Below are 19,392 nucleotides of genomic sequence, written 5' to 3'. Positions count from 1 at the left end.
CTAGCACGTGCCTAAGATCGACCCATGATCTGCTCTGAGCCCAGGGCAGGCACCGACAAGAGAGGCCATGCCATGATCTATGCACAACCAGGCACCGCTGGCGCCGTCGTTTCCTTCAAGCCGCGTTACGGCAATTACATCGGTGGCGAGTTTGTCGCGCCGGTCAAAGGCCAATATTTCACCAACACCTCGCCGGTCAACGGCCAGGTGATCGCCGAATTCCCACGCTCCAGTGCCGAAGACATCGATAAAGCCTTGGACGCCGCCCACGCCGTGGCCGATGCCTGGGGTAAAACCTCGGTGCAGGACCGCGCGCTGATTCTGCTGAAAATCGCCGACCGCATCGAAGCCAATCTTGAAGTGCTGGCCGTTACCGAAACCTGGGACAACGGCAAGGCCGTGCGTGAAACCCTGAACGCCGACGTACCGCTGGCCGCCGACCACTTCCGCTACTTCGCCGGCTGCATCCGCGCCCAGGAAGGCAGCGCCGCCGAGATCAACGAACACACCGCCGCCTACCACTTCCACGAGCCACTGGGCGTGGTCGGGCAGATCATCCCGTGGAACTTCCCGCTGCTGATGGCCGCCTGGAAACTCGCCCCGGCCCTGGCCGCCGGTAACTGCGTGGTACTTAAACCGGCCGAGCAAACTCCGCTGTCGATCACCGTATTTGCCGAACTGATCGGCGACTTGCTGCCACCGGGCGTGTTCAACATCGTGCAGGGTTTCGGCAAGGAAGCAGGGGAGGCGCTGGCCACCAGCAAGCGCATCGCCAAAATCGCCTTTACCGGCTCCACCCCTGTGGGTTCGCACATCATGAAATGTGCCGCCGAGAACATCATTCCGAGCACCGTGGAACTGGGCGGCAAATCGCCGAACGTGTTCTTCGAAGACATCATGCAAGCCGAGCCGAGCTTTATCGAAAAAGCCGCTGAAGGCCTGGTGCTGGCGTTCTTCAACCAGGGCGAAGTGTGCACCTGTCCATCGCGTGCGCTGGTGCAGGAGTCGATCTACGACGAGTTCATGGTGCACGTGATGAAGAAGGTCGCCACCATCAAGCGCGGCGACCCGCTGGACACCGAAACCATGGTCGGCGCGCAGGCTTCCGAGCAGCAGTTCGACAAGATTCTCTCCTACCTCGACATCGCCCAGGGCGAAGGCGCCGAGCTGCTCGCCGGCGGCAAGGTCGAGCAACTGGCCGGTAGCCTGGGTGGCGGGTACTACATCCAGCCGACCCTGCTCAAAGGCCACAACAAAATGCGTGTGTTCCAGGAAGAAATCTTTGGCCCGGTGGTCGGCATCACCACCTTCAAAGACGAAGCCGAAGCGCTGGCGATTGCCAACGACACCGAGTTCGGCCTGGGTGCCGGCCTGTGGACCCGCGACATCAACCGCGCCTACCGCATGGGCCGCGCGATTAAAGCGGGTCGCGTGTGGACCAATTGCTACCACCTGTATCCGGCGCATGCCGCGTTTGGTGGCTACAAGAAGTCCGGCGTTGGGCGCGAGACGCACAAGATGATGCTCGACCATTACCAGCAGACCAAGAACCTGCTGATCAGCTATGACATTAATCCGTTGGGGTTCTTCTGAGTCTGTTGAAACCCCGCTCCCCGTAGGACCGACCTTGGTCGCGAATCCTGGAAAAGGTATTCGCGAACGAAGTTTGCAGGGTTCGCCAGCAAGCTGGCTCCTACGATCTGCGTTGGCGCACTAAATCGACGTACTTTTCCGATACGGTAGTCGCGCAACAACCGCCCGCTCCGAGGGTTGATTCACCTGTATCGCAACGCGGCCTTGGCCGCGTTTTTTTATGCCCGGCATTTGGCCAAGGTCGCATTGCAATACCCCATCAATCCAGTAGGCTTCTCACACTCATAACAAAAAAATGCCAGGCCCCTTGATGAGCCACGATCTCAGTCTTTTGCGTAAATTCGTTTCCCCGGAAATTGTCTTCGGTGCGGGCTGTCGCCACCACGTCGGCAACTTTGCCGCCAATTTTGGTGCACGCAAGGTATTGGTGGTGTCCGACCCCGGCGTGCTCGCCGCGGGCTGGGTGGCCGATATCGAGGCCAGTCTGCAGGCGCAACATATCCCCTACTGCCTGTATACGGACGTATCGCCCAACCCCCGCGTAGAGGAGGTGATGCGTGGCGCCGAGGTTTACCGCGAGAACAACTGCAACGTGATTGTTGCCGTGGGCGGCGGCAGCCCGATGGATTGCGCCAAGGGAATCGGCATTGTCGTGGCGCACGGGCGCAGCATTCTGGAGTTCGAGGGCGTGGACACCATTCGCGTGCCCAGCCCGCCGCTGATCCTCATTCCCACCACCGCTGGCACCTCGGCGGATGTCTCGCAGTTCGTGATCATCTCCAACCAGCAAGAGCGCATGAAGTTCTCCATTGTCAGCAAGGCGGTGGTGCCTGACGTATCGCTTATCGACCCGGAAACCACGGCGAGCATGGACCCGTTTCTGTCAGCCTGTACCGGCATCGATGCACTGGTGCATGCCATTGAAGCGTTTGTGTCTACCGGTCATGGCCCGCTCACCGACCCGCACGCGCTGGAAGCCATGCGCCTTATTAACGGCAATCTGGTGCAGATGATCGCCAACCCGCAGGACATTGCCCTGCGCGAGAAAATCATGCTGGGCAGCATGCAGGCCGGGCTCGCGTTTTCGAACGCCATTCTGGGGGCGGTGCATGCCATGTCCCATAGCCTGGGCGGCTTTCTCGACTTGCCTCATGGTCTGTGCAATGCGGTCTTGGTGGAGCACGTGGTGGCGTTCAACTACAGCGCCGCGCCGGAGCGTTTCAAGGTGATTGCCGAAACCTTTGGCATTGACTGCCGGGGTCTGAACCACAACCAGATTCGCCAGCGTCTGGTGGAGCACCTGATTGCCCTGAAACACGCGGTAGGTTTCCGCGAAACCCTGGGGCTGCACGGGGTGGTGATGTCGGATATTCCGTTCCTGTCCCACCACGCCATGGGCGACCCGTGCATCCTTACCAACCCGCGCGAGTCGAGCCAGCGCGATGTCGAGGTTGTGTATGGCGAGGCCCTCTGAGGAACAGCAAAAAGCCCTGGCCGGGTTGCTCGGCCTGGGTAGCCAGTCGGTGCGCAAAAGCCATTACCCGGAACTGCTGACGCGCCTGGAGGAACTGGAAACCGAGCGTAACCGCTATAAATGGTTGTTCGAACACGCGGTGCACGGCATCTTCCAGGCCAGCCTGCACGAAGGCCTGCGCGCGGCCAACCCGGCTTTGGCGCGCATGCTCGGCTACGACGACCCCCAACATGTGTTGTGGTCGCTGACCGATATGGCAAACCACTTGTTTATCGGCGGCGAGCCGGAGTTATTGCATATTCGCGACCGACTCCAGGTAGATGGCGGTCTGTTCGGCTATATCACTCAGTTGCGGCGCAAAGATGGCAGCCATGTGGATGTGCTGATGAACCTGCTTCTCAAGCCCGATGAAGAAGGACTGGTGGAAGGCTTTGTCGCCGATATCACCGAACGCATCCAGGCACAGCAGCGCTTGCAGGCGCTAAATGATGAGCTGGAACAACGGGTGGCCAGCCGCACCGAACAACTGGAAACGCTCAACCAGCAACTGCGCGAAGCGCGTGATGTGGCCCAGGCTGCCAACCTGAGCAAAGACAAATACCTGGCTGCCGCGAGCCATGACCTGCTGCAACCGCTGAACGCGGCTCGCTTGTTGGTCTCCACCCTGCGCGAGCGGCACTTGCCGGCGTCTGAAAGCCTGCTGGTGGAGCGTACGCATCAGGCCCTCGAAGGGGCCGAAGACCTGCTCACCGACCTGCTGGATATTTCCAAACTCGACCAGGCGGCAATCAAACCCGATGTCGACGTCTACCGCCTGGACGAACTGCTGGCGCCCCTGGCCTCGGAATTTCAGTCCGTTGCCGCCGCCGCCGGCCTCACCCTGCGGGCGCGCATCCCCCAGTATGCGATTCACACCGACCTGCGCCTGCTCACTCGCATCCTGCGCAATTTCCTCAGCAACGCCTGTCGCTACACCACCCAGGGCGGCGTCCTGGTCGGCGCGCGGCGGCGCGGTGGCAGCTTGCTTCTTGAGGTGTGGGACAGCGGGCGGGGGATTGCCGCGGATCAGCTGTCGACGATCTTTCTCGAATTCAACCAACTGGATGTTGGCCGCGCCGCCGATCGCAAAGGGGTAGGGCTGGGCCTGGCGATTGTCGAGCGCATCGCGACCATTCTTGGCTACGCCGTGCACGTGCGCTCGCGGCCAGGGCGCGGTTCGGTATTCAGCATTGAAGTACCGTTGTCCATGCATATGCCAGCCAAGGCGTTGGCGACGCCTGTGCAGCCGGTCATAGGCAACCCGTTGCCCGGCCGCCGCCTGCTGGTACTGGATAACGAAGTGAGCATTCTGGACAGCATGGCGGCCTTACTTGGCCAATGGGGTTGCGAGGTGCTGACCGCTACCAACCAGGCGGCTGCCATGCAGGTGCTGCAAGGCAAGGCTCCGGAGCTGATCCTTGCCGACTTCCACCTCGACCATGGCGTGACCGGTTGCCAGGTGGTGCAGGCGCTGCGTGAACAATTCGGCCGTGACATTCCCGCTGTCATGATCACCGCCGACCGCAGCAACCGCTGCCGCCAGGACTTGCAGGCACTGGGAGCGCCGCTGCTGAACAAACCGGTCAAACCCGGCAAGCTGCGCGCGGTATTGAGCCAGCTCCTGCATTAGTCCCACCTTCGCTCCCACTGCCCCCGCGCTGCGCCCAAAGTACCCCCTCATTTGGTGCTACAGGCGCGGTGTGCCTATGTGCCACCAAAGCCCTTCGACCAAAGCCGCCCCGACCCAAGCCCACCCGGCTTGCGTCGTAATCAGTGCGCCACCGCACCGCCGCGAAAGCACCGGAAAATCAACGCCAAAGCCCGATAGGGCGGGTCCTGGCGGCTTCCCATAATCGCTTCGCCACGACTGCATCCTCAGTCGCTCACACCGCGGAGCCCGCCATGCGCCACAACAAAAACAACATCGCTGTTCGCCCATTGCTGTCCCTGGCCCTGGCCGTGGGCATTGCCCAGCCAGCCTTGGCCGAGATCATGCTCTACGACAAGGACGACACCACGTTTTCCGCCGACGGCTACGTCAACGCGTTCTATGTGAACAGCGATATCGACCGCCCCGGCGACCAATACGACCGCGACCAGGCGCGGGTAAAAATGGGCTTTCTGCCTAACTGGATTGGCTTCAACATGACCAAGCAAGTCGAGGACCTCAAGCTCGGTGCGCGTTCCTCGTTCTGGGTCACCATCAACGACAGCGAAACCAACGGCACCGACACCGCCATCGACGTCCGCCAGTTCTACGGCACAGTGGACGGGGAGTGGGGGCAGGTGCTGATTGGTAAAGACTTCGGCCTGTTTGCCCGCTCCAACATATTGCTCGACGAATTGCTGGGCGGTTACGGCCAGGTGAGCGATACCTTGGGCCTGGTCGACGGCGGCGGGGTGTCGTTTGGCAACATCGGTAGCGGCTACCCGTACCCGTTTCCCACCTCGCAGATCACCTACCGTACCCCGGTGATGGACGGTCTGCGCATTGCCGCCGGCATCATGGACCCGGTCGACACCAACGACGACAGCCCGACCGGCAAGGCCTATCAGGACAACCCGCGCTTCGAGAGTGAAGTGAGTTACGAGTTCGACCTGGGCGGCTCGAAGATCTACTCGTGGATCAACGGTGCCTACCAGACCTCCGAGAACACCGACGACACCGTGAGCGACGTCACCTCCAAAGGGCTGGGTTACGGCGTGCAAGCCAAGATCGCCGATTTCACGCTGGTCGGTTCCGGCTTTACCGCCAAAGGCATCAACCCGTTCTTCACCAACAACTTCGGCGAAGCCTCGCTGCGCAACATGGACAGCAGCGGCTACCTGCTGCAGGGCTCTTACCGCTTTGGCAAGAACCGCATCGCGCTGTCGTACGGCAAAACCGAAGACGACGGCAACGGGCTGGGCGTGAAAGCCGACTACGAAACCCGTGCCATCGCCTACACCCGCGACATCAACGCCAACTTGCGGCTGATTGCCGAATACAACCAGTTTGAAATCGACGGCAAGGACGGTGTTGGCCGGCTGGAAGACACCGATACGCTGGCAATCGGCGCGTCGTTGACCTGGTAAAACAACCGTTAAACGCATTGCGGCTCAAGCCCCGCCCGCAGGGATTGCATCTCCCTGTTGGCGGAGTTTCAGCCGTCACTCCTGCCACAGTCGATCTAGCTGACGCCCAACCCCTTCCGCTACTTTCGGATAGGCCGGTCGCGACCAGAGTAGGATTCGGTCGGCAAGACAGGCTCCGTACCATGACCCGCATTGGCGTCACTTCAACCGGGTACCTGCATGCAGCAAGAATCAACCGACGGCGTGGTCATGGCCATGTCCACCGCTACCGAGCCTGAACAGGTGGCGCAGGAACTGGCGCGTCAGTTGATTCACCCGCACCTGGGGTTTGTGCTGTTTTTCTGCTCGGCGCAATACGATCTGGAAGCGCTCGGCCCGACCCTCGCGCAATACTTCGGTGGCATCGGTCTGGTGGGCTGTACCAGCGCCGGTGAAATCACCCCGCTGGGCTATGGGCGCAACTGTGTCACTGCCGTGGGGTTTGACCACCGCAGCTTTTCCATTGCCAGCGCGCTAATTGATGAGATGGAGCGGTTCAGCCTCATTGACGCCCAGCAACTGGTGGAACGGCTGGTCAGCGATTGCCGGAACAACGCCCTGGCGCCGATCAAAGATCACTGCTTTGCCCTGACCCTGCTTGACGGGTTGTCCAGCCGCGAAGAGGTGGTGCTCGCGGCCCTCAGCGCTGCACTGGGCAGCATTCCCCATTTTGGCGGCTCGGCGGGCGATGACCTGCATCTGAGCCGCACGTATGTGTACTACGGCGGCGCCTTTCATGCGGGCGCGGCGGTGGTGGTGCTGGTGAACACCCAACTGGATTTCGAAGTGTTCAGCACCCACCACGTGGTGCCGAGTAGCGAGAAGCTGGTCGTCACCCAAGCCGACAGCCCCAGCCGCCGCGTGCTGGAACTGAATGCCGAACCCGCTGCTGCCGAATACGCACGGCTGATCGGCGTACCGCTGGCCGCGCTGGATGTGAGGCTGTTTGCCGCTCACCCGCTGGCAGTGCGTATCAACGAGCACTACTACGTACGCTCCATTCAGCAGGTAAACGACGACCTCAGTCTGAGTTTCTACTGCGCGGTGGAGAACGGGATCGTGCTGACCGCCATGACGCCCGGCCCACTCACGCCCAACCTGCAAGGCCTGTTCACGCGGTTACACGACCGCCTCGGTCCACCGTTGCTGACCATCGGTTGCGACTGTTTTCTAAGGCGCCTGGAAGTGGAACGCACCGACGAGGTGGCGCAAACCTCCCAGCTGTATCAGGAAAACCGGGTAATTGGCTTCAACTCCTACGGGGAGCAGTTCAATGGCATGCATATCAACCAAACCTTTACCGGAGTTGCCATTGGCCGCCGCGCAGGCCGTGCCGAACGAGGAACTGGCGAGCCTGCGCCTGGAGCTTGAGGCGCTGCGCGAAGACAAGCGCAAATTGCAGCGCATTAATACGGCGCTGATCGAGCGTGTGGAATCGAGCGCCTCGCGCCGCGACGATTCCTATGCCGCCTTCCAGCACTCGGTGGTACTGGCCGAGCAGGTGCGTGAGCGCACCGATGCACTGAACCAGGCCATGGCCGAACTCAAGGCCAGCAACCAACTGCTGAGCGACGCCCGTCTGCGAGCTGAAACCGCCCACCAGCACTTGATCGACGCCATCGAAAGCATCTCCGACGGGTTTGTGCTGTTCGACAAAGACATGCGCATTGTGCTGTTCAACAGTCGCTTCAAATCCTTCTGGACCCGCAGCCGCGCACGCATTGGCAGTGGCACGCGGCTGGCGGAAATCAAGCGGCTGGCCGAAAGCACCGGGCTGATCGTTGAAGAGCACAGCCGCAGCGGCGATGACCACTCCCTGTACCGCCACGAAGGCCGCTGGATGCAGGTGAGCGAACGGCCCACCCGTGAAGGCGGGCTGGTGATTCTGTACACCGATATCACCGAGGTGAAAATCAGCGAAACCATGCGCCGCGAGCAAGCGCTGGCGCAGAAGTCACGGTTGTTGCAACGGGCCGTGGATAACCTGTCTCAAGGCGTGGCCATGGTCAACGCCGACGGCGTTCTGGAACTGTGGAATCACCGCTTTCTCGAGCTGTGCGGACTGGCCCCCATCGAAGCGCACCGGGCGTTTATTGAAGTGATGGAAGACAGTGAACTGGGTCTTCTCACGCCCCAGACGCTCGACCTGAACGGCCGGCGTATGCAGCAAATGGAGCAGCGTCTGTTCGACGGCAGGGTTTTGGAAGTTCGCACCCACCCCATGCCGGCCGGCGGCTTCGTCAACACCTTCACGGATATCACCGAGCGCTATCGCCACGCCGAAGCCATCAGCGAAAGCGAGCGCTGGGTGCGCCTGATCACCGACCATGTGCCGGCACTGATCGCCTACCTGAGCGCCGACCTGGTATATGAGTTCACCAACAAAGTGTACGAGGAGTGGTACCACTGGCCGCGCGGCGGCATGCTCGGGCAGAACATGCGCGAGGTGCACAACGACGAGCATTTTCGCAACCTGGCGCCCTACACCGAGCGCGCGTTGAATGGCGAAAGTGTCACCTTCGAAGTGGTGGAAACCAACCGCAGCGGTCAGGAGCGCTGCATGCTGCGCTCTTATGTGCCTAACCGACAGGCCAGCGGCGAAGTGGTCGGCATTTTTGTGCTGATCCGCGACATCAGTGAACGCCGCCGCACCGCCGAAGCCCTGCACCAGGCCTACCAGAATCTGGAGCTGCGCGTGCGTGAACGCACCTCGGAGCTCACCCGCCTCAATGGCCAGCTACAGCTGGAAATAGACGAGCGCAGCCAGGTTGAACTGCGCCTGCGTGAGGCCACCTGCGAAGCGGAGCAAGCCAACCTGTCGAAAACCAAATTTCTGGCGGCTGTCAGTCACGATTTGCTGCAGCCGTTAAACGCGGCACGTCTGTTCACCAGCGCACTGCTAGAGCGGGTGGAGCCCACCGGGCAGGCGTTGGTGCGCAACATCAGCAACTCTCTCGAAGACGTGGAAAACCTGCTGGGCACGCTGGTGGATATTTCCAAGCTGGATGCCGGCGTGATCAAGCCTGATATCGCCCCCTTTGCAGTGGCTGAATTGCTCGACAACCTGGCATTGGAATACCACCAGATCGCTGCGGTTGAAGGGCTGCAGTTAGACTTCGTGCCGTGCTCGGCGCTGGTGCGTACCGACATTCAGTTGTTGGCGCGGATTCTGCGCAACTTGCTCAGCAATGCCATTCGTTACACCCCGCAGGGCCGCGTTTTGCTGGGCTGTCGGCGCAAGCGGCAGAGCCTGGTGATCGAAGTCTGGGACACCGGCATGGGCATCGCCAGCGACAAGCTCGAAGAGATTTTCCAGGAGTTCAAGCGCGGTGACGTACAGCGCCATAACCAGGATCGCGGTCTGGGCTTAGGCCTGGCGATAGTCGACAAAATTGCACAAATGCTCGGCCACCGCATTCGTGTGGCGTCGACGCTTGGCAAAGGCTCGTTGTTTTCAATCGAGGTGCCCCGCGCCAGTCGCGCGCCCGCCGCGATTGCCGAACCTGTGGACCACTCGGAGCACCTGCTGGAGCGCCTGCACGGCTCCAGGGTGTGGGTGCTCGACAATGACGCGGCCATTTGCGCCGGCATGCGCACGTTGCTGGAAGGCTGGGGCTGCCAGGTGGTGACCGCGTTGAGCGAAGACGACCTGGCGCGTCAGGTGGGAAACTTCCATGCCGATGCGGACCTGCTGATCGCCGATTACCACTTGGACAACGGCCACAACGGCGTCGACGCCGTCGCCAGCATCAACGCCAAGCGGAGCACGGCGCTCCCTGCGTTGATGATTACTGCCAACTACAGCAACGAACTGAAACTGCATATGCGCGAGCTGGGCCATACGTTGATGCACAAGCCCGTGCGGCCGATGAAACTCAAGGCCGCCATGAGCCATTTGCTCAACGGCGCATAGTGGCGGGGTCACTACTGACCCCGGCACCAAGCTAGCGCCCGCGGATCAGCTGCAAAAACTCCTGGCGGGTGTTTTGCGACTCGCGAAACGCCCCGAGCATCACTGAGGTGCACATCTGCGAATTCTGCTTCTGCACGCCGCGCATCATCATGCACATATGCGTGGCCTCGATCACCACCGCCACGCCGGCGGCATGGGTGACCTCGGCAATCGCTTCGGCGATCTGCCGGGTGAGGTTTTCCTGAATCTGCAAACGCCGGGCAAACATATCGACAATGCGCGCCACCTTGGAGAGCCCCAGCACCTTGCCCGTCGGCATATAGGCCACATGGGCTTTGCCAATAAACGGCAGTAGGTGGTGCTCACACAGCGAATACAGCTCGATATCGCGCACGATCACCATCTCATCGTTATCCGACTCGAACAGCGCGCCGTTGACGATTTCATCGAGCGTTTGCTGGTAGCCATGGCAGAGGAACTGCATGGCCTTGGCGGCGCGTTTGGGCGTGTCGAGCAGGCCTTCGCGTTCAGGGTTTTCGCCGACGCCTTGGAGAATGGCGTGGTAGTGGTTTTGCAATTCGTCGTTCATAGGTCGACCTTTTTGTTGTGGGGAAAAGCGAAGATCAAAAGCTCGAGGCTGAAGCCTCTCCCACAGGGGTACTCTATCCATTGTGGGAGAGGCTTCAGCCTCGATTCCTGGAAACAACTAACTCGGCGACAAACCGCTTAACACCATGCGGCTAAACAACGTCGCCAGGTGCTCCAGCGGCGGCCGTCCGCCATTGGGATAACCGGCCACCACGCCATCGAGCATGGCGACCATCCCTTGCGCGATCGGCCCGCACTCGCTGGCGGGGAGGGCACAGCGCTGCAGAATTTTTTCCAACTGCAGCACTTGCACGTTACGTAAGCGCTCGATGCATTCCTGCTGCTCGTAATTCAGCCCACGAAATTCCAGGCGGGCGAGGGCATGGCGCTGGCTGTGCAGGCTGTTGAATTGCAGGTGCATGCGCACATACGTTTCCAGTTGCATAAGCCCGTCAACGTGCAGCGGCACCTCGGTGTGCAGCAGCTCCAGCAAATCACTTTCATGCTCTTCAATCAGCTCGAAAAGCAGCGCCTGCTTGCTCTCGATATGGTTGTACAGCGACCCCGCCTGCATATGCATGGCCGCCGCCAGCTGACGCAGGCTTATGCCGTGAAAGCCTTGCTCGGCAAACAGCTCCAGGGCTACCTGGCGCAGCAGATGGCGGGTGCCGATATCGGCATTGGCTGCTTCACTCCAGCGCGGCTGTACCAGGGTCAATGCGTGGCGGCCGGCCATCAGGCGCGTTCCACGGCCAGGGCCACACCCAGGCCACCGCCAATGCACAAGGTCGCCAGGCCTTTCTTGGCATCGCGCTTGAGCATTTCGTGCAGCAACGTCACCAACACCCGGCAGCCTGACGCGCCAATTGGGTGGCCCAAGGCAATGGCGCCGCCGTTCACGTTAACCTTGTCGACGTTCCAGCCCAGCTCTTTACCGACCGAAAGCGACTGCGCCGCAAAGGCTTCGTTGGCTTCGATCAGGTCGAGTTCATCCAGCGTCCACACGGCTTTTTCCAGGCACTTCTTGCTGGCCGACACCGGGCCGATACCCATGATCGCCGGGTCTACCCCAGCACTGGCATACGCCTTTATCGTCGCCAACACCGGCACCCCCAATTCCTTGGCCTTGCTGGCGCTCATCAGCAGCACGGCCGCGGCGCCGTCGTTGATGGCCGAGGCATTGCCGGCGGTGACGCTGCCGTCTTTCTTGAAGGCCGGCTTGAGCTTGGCCAGGCTATCGGCGGTGGTCTGCGCGCGGGGCTGTTCATCGACAGCGAACAACAGCGGCTCACCCTTGCGCTGGGGAATTGCCACCGGGGTGATTTCATCGGCAAAGCGCCCGGCCTCGATTGCGGCGCTGGCCAGTTGCTGCGAGCGCAGCGCATAGGCGTCCTGCTGTTCGCGGGTCAGGCTGTAGCAGTCCACCAGGTTCTCGGCGGTGATGCCCATGTGGTAGTCATTGAACGCATCTAGCAGGCCGTCTTGCAGCAGCGAGTCGGCAAGTTCCGCGTGGCCCATGCGCAGGCCGGTGCGGGCTTTGGCCAGGGTGTAGGGCGCCAGGCTCATGTTCTCCATGCCGCCGGCAATCACCACCTCGGCATCGCCGCAGCGAATCGCCTGCGCCGCCAGACTGACGGTTTTCAACCCGGAGCCGCACAGTTTGTTGATGGTCATGGCTGCCACGCTGTGGGGCAGGCCGGCATTGAGCGCAGCCTGACGTGCCGGGTTTTGCCCGCATCCAGCAGTAAGCACTTGGCCCAGAATCACCTCGTCGACCAGCCCCGCGTCGATACCAGCCTTGGCCAGCAGCGCGCGAATTACCACGCTGCCCAGTTCCACTGCGCTGGTGTTGGCCAGGCTGCCCTGGAAGCTGCCGATGGCCGTACGGGTGGCGGCAACGATAACGACGTCTTGCATAGCGTTCTCCAGCTTTGAATAACCAGCTTTTAATAAAAAGGCGCGGCACCTTTCCGAGTGGCCGCGCCCCGCCAAGTGGCAGGAAACTTGTTTTAAAGTTGAGTCACAGCGATCTTGCCGCCAACCTGGCTGGCGTCGCGGAACTGGCTCTTGCCGCCGTTACGCCATTGCTCCAGCAGTTGCGCCTGGCGCTCGGCAGCGTGGGCGAGGAAGCGGTCCTTAACCGGGCCATAGCCGCGCACACTTTCCGGCAACTCGGCCAGGTCCTGGGCCAGGCCCAATTTGTCGGCAGTCAGCCCGCTCAGCAGCTCGTCCAGAATGCTTTCGTAGTTGGCCTGCCAGTTGCGCTCAACCTTGCGCTCGTGGGTGTAGCCAAACGGATCGGCCCAGCTGTTACGCAGGAATTTCAACTTCGCCAGCAGCTTGAACCCTTGCAGCATCCACGGGCCGAAGCTGCGTTTTTTCGGCGCCTTCTGGTCGTTGAGCAGCGGCGGTGCCAAGTGGAAACGCAGGCTGTAATCACCTTCGAACTGTGCTTGGATTTTTTCCAGGAATTCGCCGTTGGTGAACAGCCGCGCCACTTCGTATTCGTCTTTGATCGCCAGCACTTTGAAGTAGTAACGGGCGACGGCAGCCGACAGCTCGCCGGGCTGGCCGAGCAGGGCGGTTTCAGCCGCCATGAATTGCTCGACCCGCGCGGTGTAGCGCTGTGCATACGCGGCGTTCTGGTAGGCAGTGAGGAACGTCACCCGGCGTGCCAGGGTTTCTTCCAGGCTTTGTGACAGCACGCGGTCGGCGCTCTTCACTTTGCTGGCTTCCAGCTTGCGCAGTACCCGCTGCAAGTCCACCGCACAGCGGCGCCCCCAATCGAAGGCCGAGAGGTTGAACGCCACGGCGGTGCCGTTCAGCTCGATGGCCTGCAGCAACGCCGCTTCGCCCACCGGCAACCAGCCTTTCTGGTAGGCGTAGCCGAGCATAAAGGTGTTGGTGGCAATCGAGTCGCCCATCAACGCGGTGGCAATCTTGCTGGCGTCGACAAAGTCCGCCTGGGCGTGGCCCACGGCTTCGGCGATTTGCGCCGACATGCTCTGGCTACGGAATTGCGGGTCCGGGTGCTTGAGCAAATCACCGCTCTCGGCCTGCAGGGCAAAGGTGCGGACAAAGGCGCTGGTGATGCTTTCTTCGCTGTTCACCAACGCGTGGGTCACGCCTTGGCGCAGCTTGGACAGGGTTTCGGTATTGGCACTCACCACCAGGTCGCAGCCCAGTAGCAGCGCGGCTTCGCCCTCGGCAATACGTGGGGCAAACAGTTGCTCCTGACGCGCCGCAATGCGGATATGCGACCACACTGCGCCGCCTTTTTGCGCCATGCCGGCCATGTCCAGGTTCAGCGTGCCTTTGCCTTCAATAAAGGCCGCCATGCCCAGCAGGGCACCGATGGTGACCACGCCGGTGCCGCCCACGCCGGTGACGAGAATGCTGTACGGCTCGGTCAAGTCGACCGTGCTTGGCGTCGGCAAGTCCCACACATCATCCGGGTTCGCCGCCAAGGCCTTTGGCTTGCGCAGCTTGCCGCCCTCAACGGTGACAAAGCTTGGGCAGAAGCCATTCAGGCAGGTGAAGTCTTTGTTGCACGACGACTGATCGATCTCACGCTTGCGGCCGAACTCGGTTTCCACCGAGGTCACCGACATGCAGTTGGACTTGCTGCTGCAATCGCCACAGCCTTCGCATACCGCTTCGTTGATCACCACCCGGCGCGCCGGATCGGGGAACTTGCCACGCTTGCGACGCCGACGTTTTTCGGCGGCGCACACCTGGTCATAAATGATCGCCGACACGCCTTTGAACTCACGCAGTTCGGCCTGCACTTCATCCATCTTGTCGCGACGCAGCACCGGCACGCCGGCAGCCAGGTCGTGGACGTCTTTGTATTTCTCCACGTCGTCGCTGACTACCACCAGCTTCTGTACGCCTTCAGCCGCCAACTGCCGGCTGATCTGCGCGACGCTCAGGGTGCCGTCCACCGGCTGGCCGCCGGTCATGGCCACGGCATCGTTGTAGAGAATCTTGTAGGTGATCTGCACCTTGGCCGCGATGGCCGCGCGAATCGCCAGAATGCCGGAGTGGAAGTAGGTGCCGTCACCCAGGTTGGCAAACACATGCTGGGTTTTGGTAAACGGCGCCTGGCCGATCCACGCCACGCCTTCGCCGCCCATCTGGCTGAACGTCTGGGTTTGCGGATAGATCCACGCGGCCATGTAGTGACAGCCAATACCCGCCAGCGCGCGGCTGCCTTCCGGCACTTTGGTCGACGTGTTGTGCGGGCAGCCGGAGCAATAGTGCGGCACGCGGTCCATCAGGTTGCTGAACTGGCCTTTGCTCGCCAGCTGCGCATCAAGCACCGCCAGGCGCACCTGTAGCGGGCCGTTCTGATGCAAACGCAGAATTCGTTTGGCCAGGGCGCGGGCAATCATGGCCGGGGTCAGATCATTGATCGCCGGCAGCAACCAGTCGGTATGCGGCAGGCTCCATTCACCCTTGTCGTCGAACTTGCCGACGATGCGCGGGCGCACATCCTCACGCCAGTTGTAGAGTTCTTCTTTCAGTTGGTACTCGATCATGTGGCGTTTTTCTTCCACCACCACGATCTCTTCCAACCCTTCGGCAAACTGGCGAACGCCTTCGGCTTCCAGCGGCCAGACCATGCCCACCTTGTAAACGCGCAAGCCAATCTGCTGCGCCAGGGTGTCGTCGATGCCGAGAATTTTCAGCGCCTGGCACACATCCAGGTACGACTTGCCCGACGTGATAATGCCAATCCGCGCCTTGGGCGAATCCATCACGAGGCGGTCGATACGGTTAGCCCGTGCGTACGCTAGCGCGGCATACAGCTTGTGCTCCAGCAGGCGCTGTTCCTGGGCTAGGGGTGGGTCGGGCCAACGAATATTCAGGCCGCCTTCAGGCAGTTGAATATCCGGAATGATCGGTTGCACGCGGTTGATATCGATATCGACGATGGCCGCGCTTTCCACGGTATCGGCCACCGCTTTCAACGCCACCCAGCACCCGGAATAGCGCGACATGGCCCAGCCATGCATGCCGTAGTCGAGGTACTCCTGCACGCCGGACGGCGCGAGGACTGGCATCATCACCGCCTTGAAAATATGTTCAGTCTGGTGCGGCAATGAAGAGGAGCGGGCGCCGTGGTCATCACCGGCAATAGCCAGCACACCACCGAACTTCGACGTGCCCGCGGCGTTGGCATGGCGGAACACATCGCCGCAGCGATCCACACCCGGGCCCTTGCCGTACCACACGCCGAACACGCCGTCGTAGGTGGCGCCTTCAAAGATATTGACCTGCTGCGTACCCCAGATGGAGGTGGCAGCCAGGTCTTCGTTCATGCCGGGGTGGAACACGGTGTGGTGTTCTTTGAGGTAGTCGCGGGCTTTCCACAGCGCCTGGTCGAAGCCGCCCAGGGGTGAGCCGCGGTAGCCGGAGATGAAGCCGGCGGTGTTCAGCCCATTGGCGAGGTCGCGTTGGCGCTGCATAAGCGGCAAGCGCACCAGGGCTTGAATACCGGTGAGTAAAACTTTTCCGCTGTGCTGGACGTACTTGTCATCCAGAGACGGGGACGCACTCATGTTCATCCTCCAGGCTTTCTTGTGTGGCGGTGCCGTCAGGCGCGGCGGTGCCTTGTTGTTGGCCGGAGTCTAGGGAGGCGGTAGGGGGATCGTAAAATCACAAAAACGCGGCGCGGATATTGGTTTTTCGGATAGCTGGGGCGAGCTCCCCAGCGGCAGCTGGAGTGCGCACTCACTACGGATCAAGGCGCCTGCTTTTAGAGCAGACGCCTTGGCCGTGCTAGCGCTGCGTCTCGCGGGCCACGATGGCTTCGGCGTTCATTTCACGGTTGGACAGTGGCTTGGGTAGCACTTTTATGCCGCTCTTGCTGACGTCGTTGAGCAACGCGTACATGCCTTTAGGCAAGTCGTAGATGGTGCCGGTCACGTTGTAGGGAATCTTGGCATCGTAGAGCTGAACGCTGTTGAGGAACTGCACGTGATACAGCTGGCCGCCCTGGTCCCAACTCTCTTGAATGCCGGAGCCGAAATTGTCTTCGTCGAAGTAGTAGCGGCGCTTGGCGTTCACATGGCGCTTGCTGCTTTTTAACGTGGCTTCCACCACCCACACGCGGTGCAGTTCCCAGCGCTCATAAGCCGGGTTCATATGGTGTGCGAGCATTTTGCCGGTGGGGTCGGAGTTGAAATACAGCTTGTAGGCGTTGTAGGGAATAAACAGCTCCTGACGGCCCACCAGCTTGAAGTCGAAGCGGTCCATCATGCCGGTGAACAGAAACAGCTCATCGAACAGCACGATCCCGCCCAGGCTGGCGACCGGGGTGTCGTAGTTGAACTCCGGCGCCAGTTTTACGCGCCGCTGTCCCGGCGAATAACTCCAGGCCAAACGGGGTTTGGTGGTGGGGTCCAGCGAGTCTGCCAGCCCGGTCATTTCACCGGCTTTGCGGGCGGGGGAGCGGGTGAGGGAAAAGCCTCGCCAGAGCAGTCCGGGATCGCGGTCATCCGCCGATTGGTAGTACGGGCTTTCGTTAAGGCTGGATTGCTCGGACGCCAGCGTGGGGCTGCCGTTGGCGTCCATGATCCAGGTACTCGACGACGCCACTGCCGTGGCCGTGGCGCCCTGGCGATAACGTGTCTGCTGGTTCCACATCACTTCCAGGCCCGTCTGTGGAATGGGGAAGGGCACGCCGCCGCGGCATTCGGGCGACAGGCTCAGCCCGTCATGGAGTGTGGTGCACCGGCTGGCATTGCGCACACTGGCTTGGCGCACGTTGTCTGGCAGTACCGAGTTTCGGTGGCTGGGATAGACGTCGTAGTAGTAATCCGGGTAGCGGGTTAGCAAGGCCTTTTGCCCGTCGCTGAGCTTGTCGGCGTACTGATTGAGGTTTTTGCTGTTGATGCGAAACAGCGGTTTTTCTGCCTCGTAGGGGTCGGCCCACTTACCGCTGTCGGGCACAAAATTACTGGGAAACGAAGTGAGCTCGGCGAGCGGGGGGATGCTGCCGTCCGCATTGCCGGCGGCAATGGCGCCGGCCTCGGTCAGCGACTTGCCCAACTCGGCAGCCTGTTGCGGGGTGACAGCGGCCAGAGCACTAGCGCTCAGGCCAAGGGTGAGCAATGCAATCAACGTTTTCATCTACAAGTTCCCGATATTGTCTTTGTTGGAAGGGTCTTGCGTGCTTCACGCGATCAAGGCTTTTTACAGGTGCAGCGTCCCGCGTCGCGGCGGTGTGCCGTGACGGTGAGGGGCTGCGAAACGGGGCCCTATCGACGAATTTTTGGGTAGTAATTGTCGGCGCCAATGGCCCGCACATCCGCCAGCCAATGGCTGTCGTAGGCGTCGGTTTTGCCTTGGGTGCCGGGGTCTTCGATGTCCCAGGCCTGGCGCTTGTAGGTCCAGTTATCCGGTTGCAAACGGTGCGCTTCGCGCCATTGAACGATGGCGCCGGGGTGGTTGCCCTGGCGATGCAGGTGCTGGCCCAATTCGAAATGTGCGGCGGCTTTGGCGGTTTCGGCGGTACGCGGTTGTGACTGCTCAACGACCGCCTCCGGGCTCAAGGCATATTGGCTGTCGCTGCCGTGGGCGACCCAGTCTTCGAGCATGTCCAGATAGGCTTCGGTTTCGAAGCGGATGTTGCGCACTTGCTCGAGCATTTCCAGTTGATGGGCGCTGAGACCGTCTGCTTTCCACTCGGACACCATGGTGCGCCCTGGCCAGGCCGGTTCGGCGGGGCGCACTATAAACCCGCGCTCGTCGATCCACACGCCGTTCGGGACGTTCACGACGCCGAATAATTCGTCCACTTTGTGGCCGACATCGATCAGCGAAGGGTGCTCGGGTTTGGCCTTTTCGATCCACGGGCGCGCGGCGTCGATGCCATCGGTATCCAGCGCCACAGTCACAATTTCAAGTCCCAGCGGGTGCAGGCGGACGCGGATGTCCTGCCACAAACCCAAGTCGGTACGGCAGCCGCACCACGAGGCCCACGTAACGAGCAGCACTTTTTGGCCGAGCAGGCTGGATAGACGGAAGTCGTTACCGTGCACATCCGGCAGCACCAATTCAGGTGCCTGGGCGCTGGCCAGGGCGCGGCCGTTGCTCCCGGTTTCAGGCCCTAACGCCCACAGCGGATTGTCCAGGTCTTGCACCAGGGGCATGCCCAGGCGCTCGGCCAGCACCCGTACGTCCAGTTGTTGATCAGACGTCTTCACCGCTGCGGGGAGCGGCACGCATGCCTCGTCTTTGCAAGCGCCGTGGGGCTTGATGGCCCAGCCGGTGTGGGCGGCGAAGTCTGCCGGGCTGATGGTCAATGAAGTGAGAATCATGCGGGCGTCCCCTGTAAACGCTGGTAAAGCTGCTCGCCGGTGAGGCCGAGCTGTTCCGCCACATCGCCGGAGTCCCAATACTCGCGCCAGGTTTCGATGCGGTTGTCGGCAGACAGCTCGAACACCGCGTTAACTGACGAGAAAATGCGCTTGCCTGAATCCAGCAACGTCACGTGATCGCGCCGCTCGGTAAACACCACCTGACCGTTGGAGCAATGTTCAGAATCTCGCAGTCGCATTCTTTGTAGCGGCCGAATTGGCGCGACAGATCTTCAAGAATCAAGTCACGGCCGCGGCGAACTGGCGCACTCGGTACCAGCGATTGGTAGGTGGCGTTCTCGGTA

General features: G+C 61.3%; 13 protein-coding genes. 6 read left to right on the top strand and 7 right to left on the bottom strand.

Annotated elements, in window-relative coordinates; translation table 11 throughout:
• Positions 1-72 precede the first annotated feature (72 nt).
• The 6 genes from exaC (at position 73) to nahK (ending at position 10,133) form a co-directional block, all read left to right on the top strand.
• Complete coding sequence (gene exaC, locus AC0V2S_RS25940; RefSeq protein ID WP_475512229.1) at positions 73-1,593, top strand: acetaldehyde dehydrogenase ExaC; 1,521 nt, start codon at positions 73-75, stop codon at positions 1,591-1,593.
• Positions 1,594-1,903: 310 nt separating this feature from the next.
• Entirely contained in the window at positions 1,904-3,067 is a 1,164-nt protein-coding gene (gene ercA, locus AC0V2S_RS25935) for an alcohol dehydrogenase-like regulatory protein ErcA (RefSeq protein ID WP_475512228.1), read from the top strand.
• Positions 3,051-4,736: a PAS domain-containing hybrid sensor histidine kinase/response regulator gene (locus AC0V2S_RS25930; protein WP_475512227.1), complete on the top strand. Its 1,686-nt coding sequence runs from the start codon at positions 3,051-3,053 to the stop codon at positions 4,734-4,736. Before ercA ends, AC0V2S_RS25930 begins: the two co-directional genes overlap by 17 nt.
• A 272-nt stretch (positions 4,737-5,008) precedes the next feature.
• Positions 5,009-6,181 carry a porin gene (locus AC0V2S_RS25925; RefSeq protein WP_475512226.1) on the top strand — a complete coding sequence of 391 codons (1,173 nt, stop codon included), beginning with the start codon at positions 5,009-5,011 and terminating at the stop codon, positions 6,179-6,181.
• 219 nt (positions 6,182-6,400) lie between these two features.
• A complete protein-coding gene (gene nosP / locus AC0V2S_RS25920) occupies positions 6,401-7,591 on the top strand; it encodes a nitric oxide-sensing protein NosP (RefSeq protein ID WP_475512225.1) in 1,191 nt (396 codons plus the stop codon).
• Positions 7,494-10,133 (top strand): hybrid sensor histidine kinase/response regulator NahK/ErcS', encoded by a 2,640-nt coding sequence (gene nahK / locus AC0V2S_RS25915; protein WP_475512224.1) that lies wholly within the window; start codon positions 7,494-7,496, stop codon positions 10,131-10,133. Before nosP ends, nahK begins: the two co-directional genes overlap by 98 nt.
• A 31-nt stretch (positions 10,134-10,164) precedes the next feature.
• Here the strand turns inward: nahK and folE are convergent, their stop codons facing one another.
• The 7 genes from folE to AC0V2S_RS25880 form a co-directional block, all read right to left on the bottom strand.
• Positions 10,165-10,722 carry a GTP cyclohydrolase I FolE gene (folE, locus tag AC0V2S_RS25910; protein WP_475512223.1) on the bottom strand — a complete coding sequence of 186 codons (558 nt, stop codon included), beginning with the start codon at positions 10,720-10,722 and terminating at the stop codon, positions 10,165-10,167.
• A gap of 117 nt (positions 10,723-10,839) precedes the next feature.
• Positions 10,840-11,457, bottom strand: a complete 618-nt coding sequence (locus AC0V2S_RS25905) for a TetR/AcrR family transcriptional regulator (RefSeq protein ID WP_475512222.1) — start codon at positions 11,455-11,457, stop codon at positions 10,840-10,842.
• Entirely contained in the window at positions 11,457-12,638 is a 1,182-nt protein-coding gene (locus AC0V2S_RS25900; protein ID WP_475512221.1) for an acetyl-CoA C-acetyltransferase, read from the bottom strand. Before AC0V2S_RS25900 ends, AC0V2S_RS25905 begins: the two co-directional genes overlap by 1 nt.
• Before the next feature lie 92 nt (positions 12,639-12,730).
• The gene (locus AC0V2S_RS25895; RefSeq protein ID WP_475512220.1) at positions 12,731-16,285 is read right to left on the bottom strand and encodes an indolepyruvate ferredoxin oxidoreductase family protein; all 3,555 of its coding nucleotides are present in this window, start codon (positions 16,283-16,285) and stop codon (positions 12,731-12,733) included.
• Positions 16,286-16,505: 220 nt separating this feature from the next.
• Positions 16,506-17,858, bottom strand: a complete 1,353-nt coding sequence (locus AC0V2S_RS25890) for a DUF1329 domain-containing protein (protein WP_475512219.1) — start codon at positions 17,856-17,858, stop codon at positions 16,506-16,508.
• Between the two features lie 128 nt (positions 17,859-17,986).
• Positions 17,987-19,048, bottom strand: coding sequence for a ResA-like WAxxUGC motif-containing protein (locus AC0V2S_RS25885; protein ID WP_475512218.1), 1,062 nt, complete (start codon positions 19,046-19,048; stop codon positions 17,987-17,989).
• The gene (locus AC0V2S_RS25880) at positions 19,045-19,287 is read right to left on the bottom strand and encodes a limonene-1,2-epoxide hydrolase family protein (protein ID WP_475512217.1); all 243 of its coding nucleotides are present in this window, start codon (positions 19,285-19,287) and stop codon (positions 19,045-19,047) included. The genes AC0V2S_RS25885 and AC0V2S_RS25880 overlap by 4 nt, the downstream gene beginning before the upstream one ends.
• Between the last annotated feature and the right edge of the window lie 105 nt (positions 19,288-19,392).

The sequence above is a fragment of the Pseudomonas sp. CC11G genome (genome assembly GCF_056174845.1).
The sequence above is the reverse complement of the archived record's forward strand: the minus strand, read 5'-3'. Positions and strand labels throughout refer to the sequence as shown.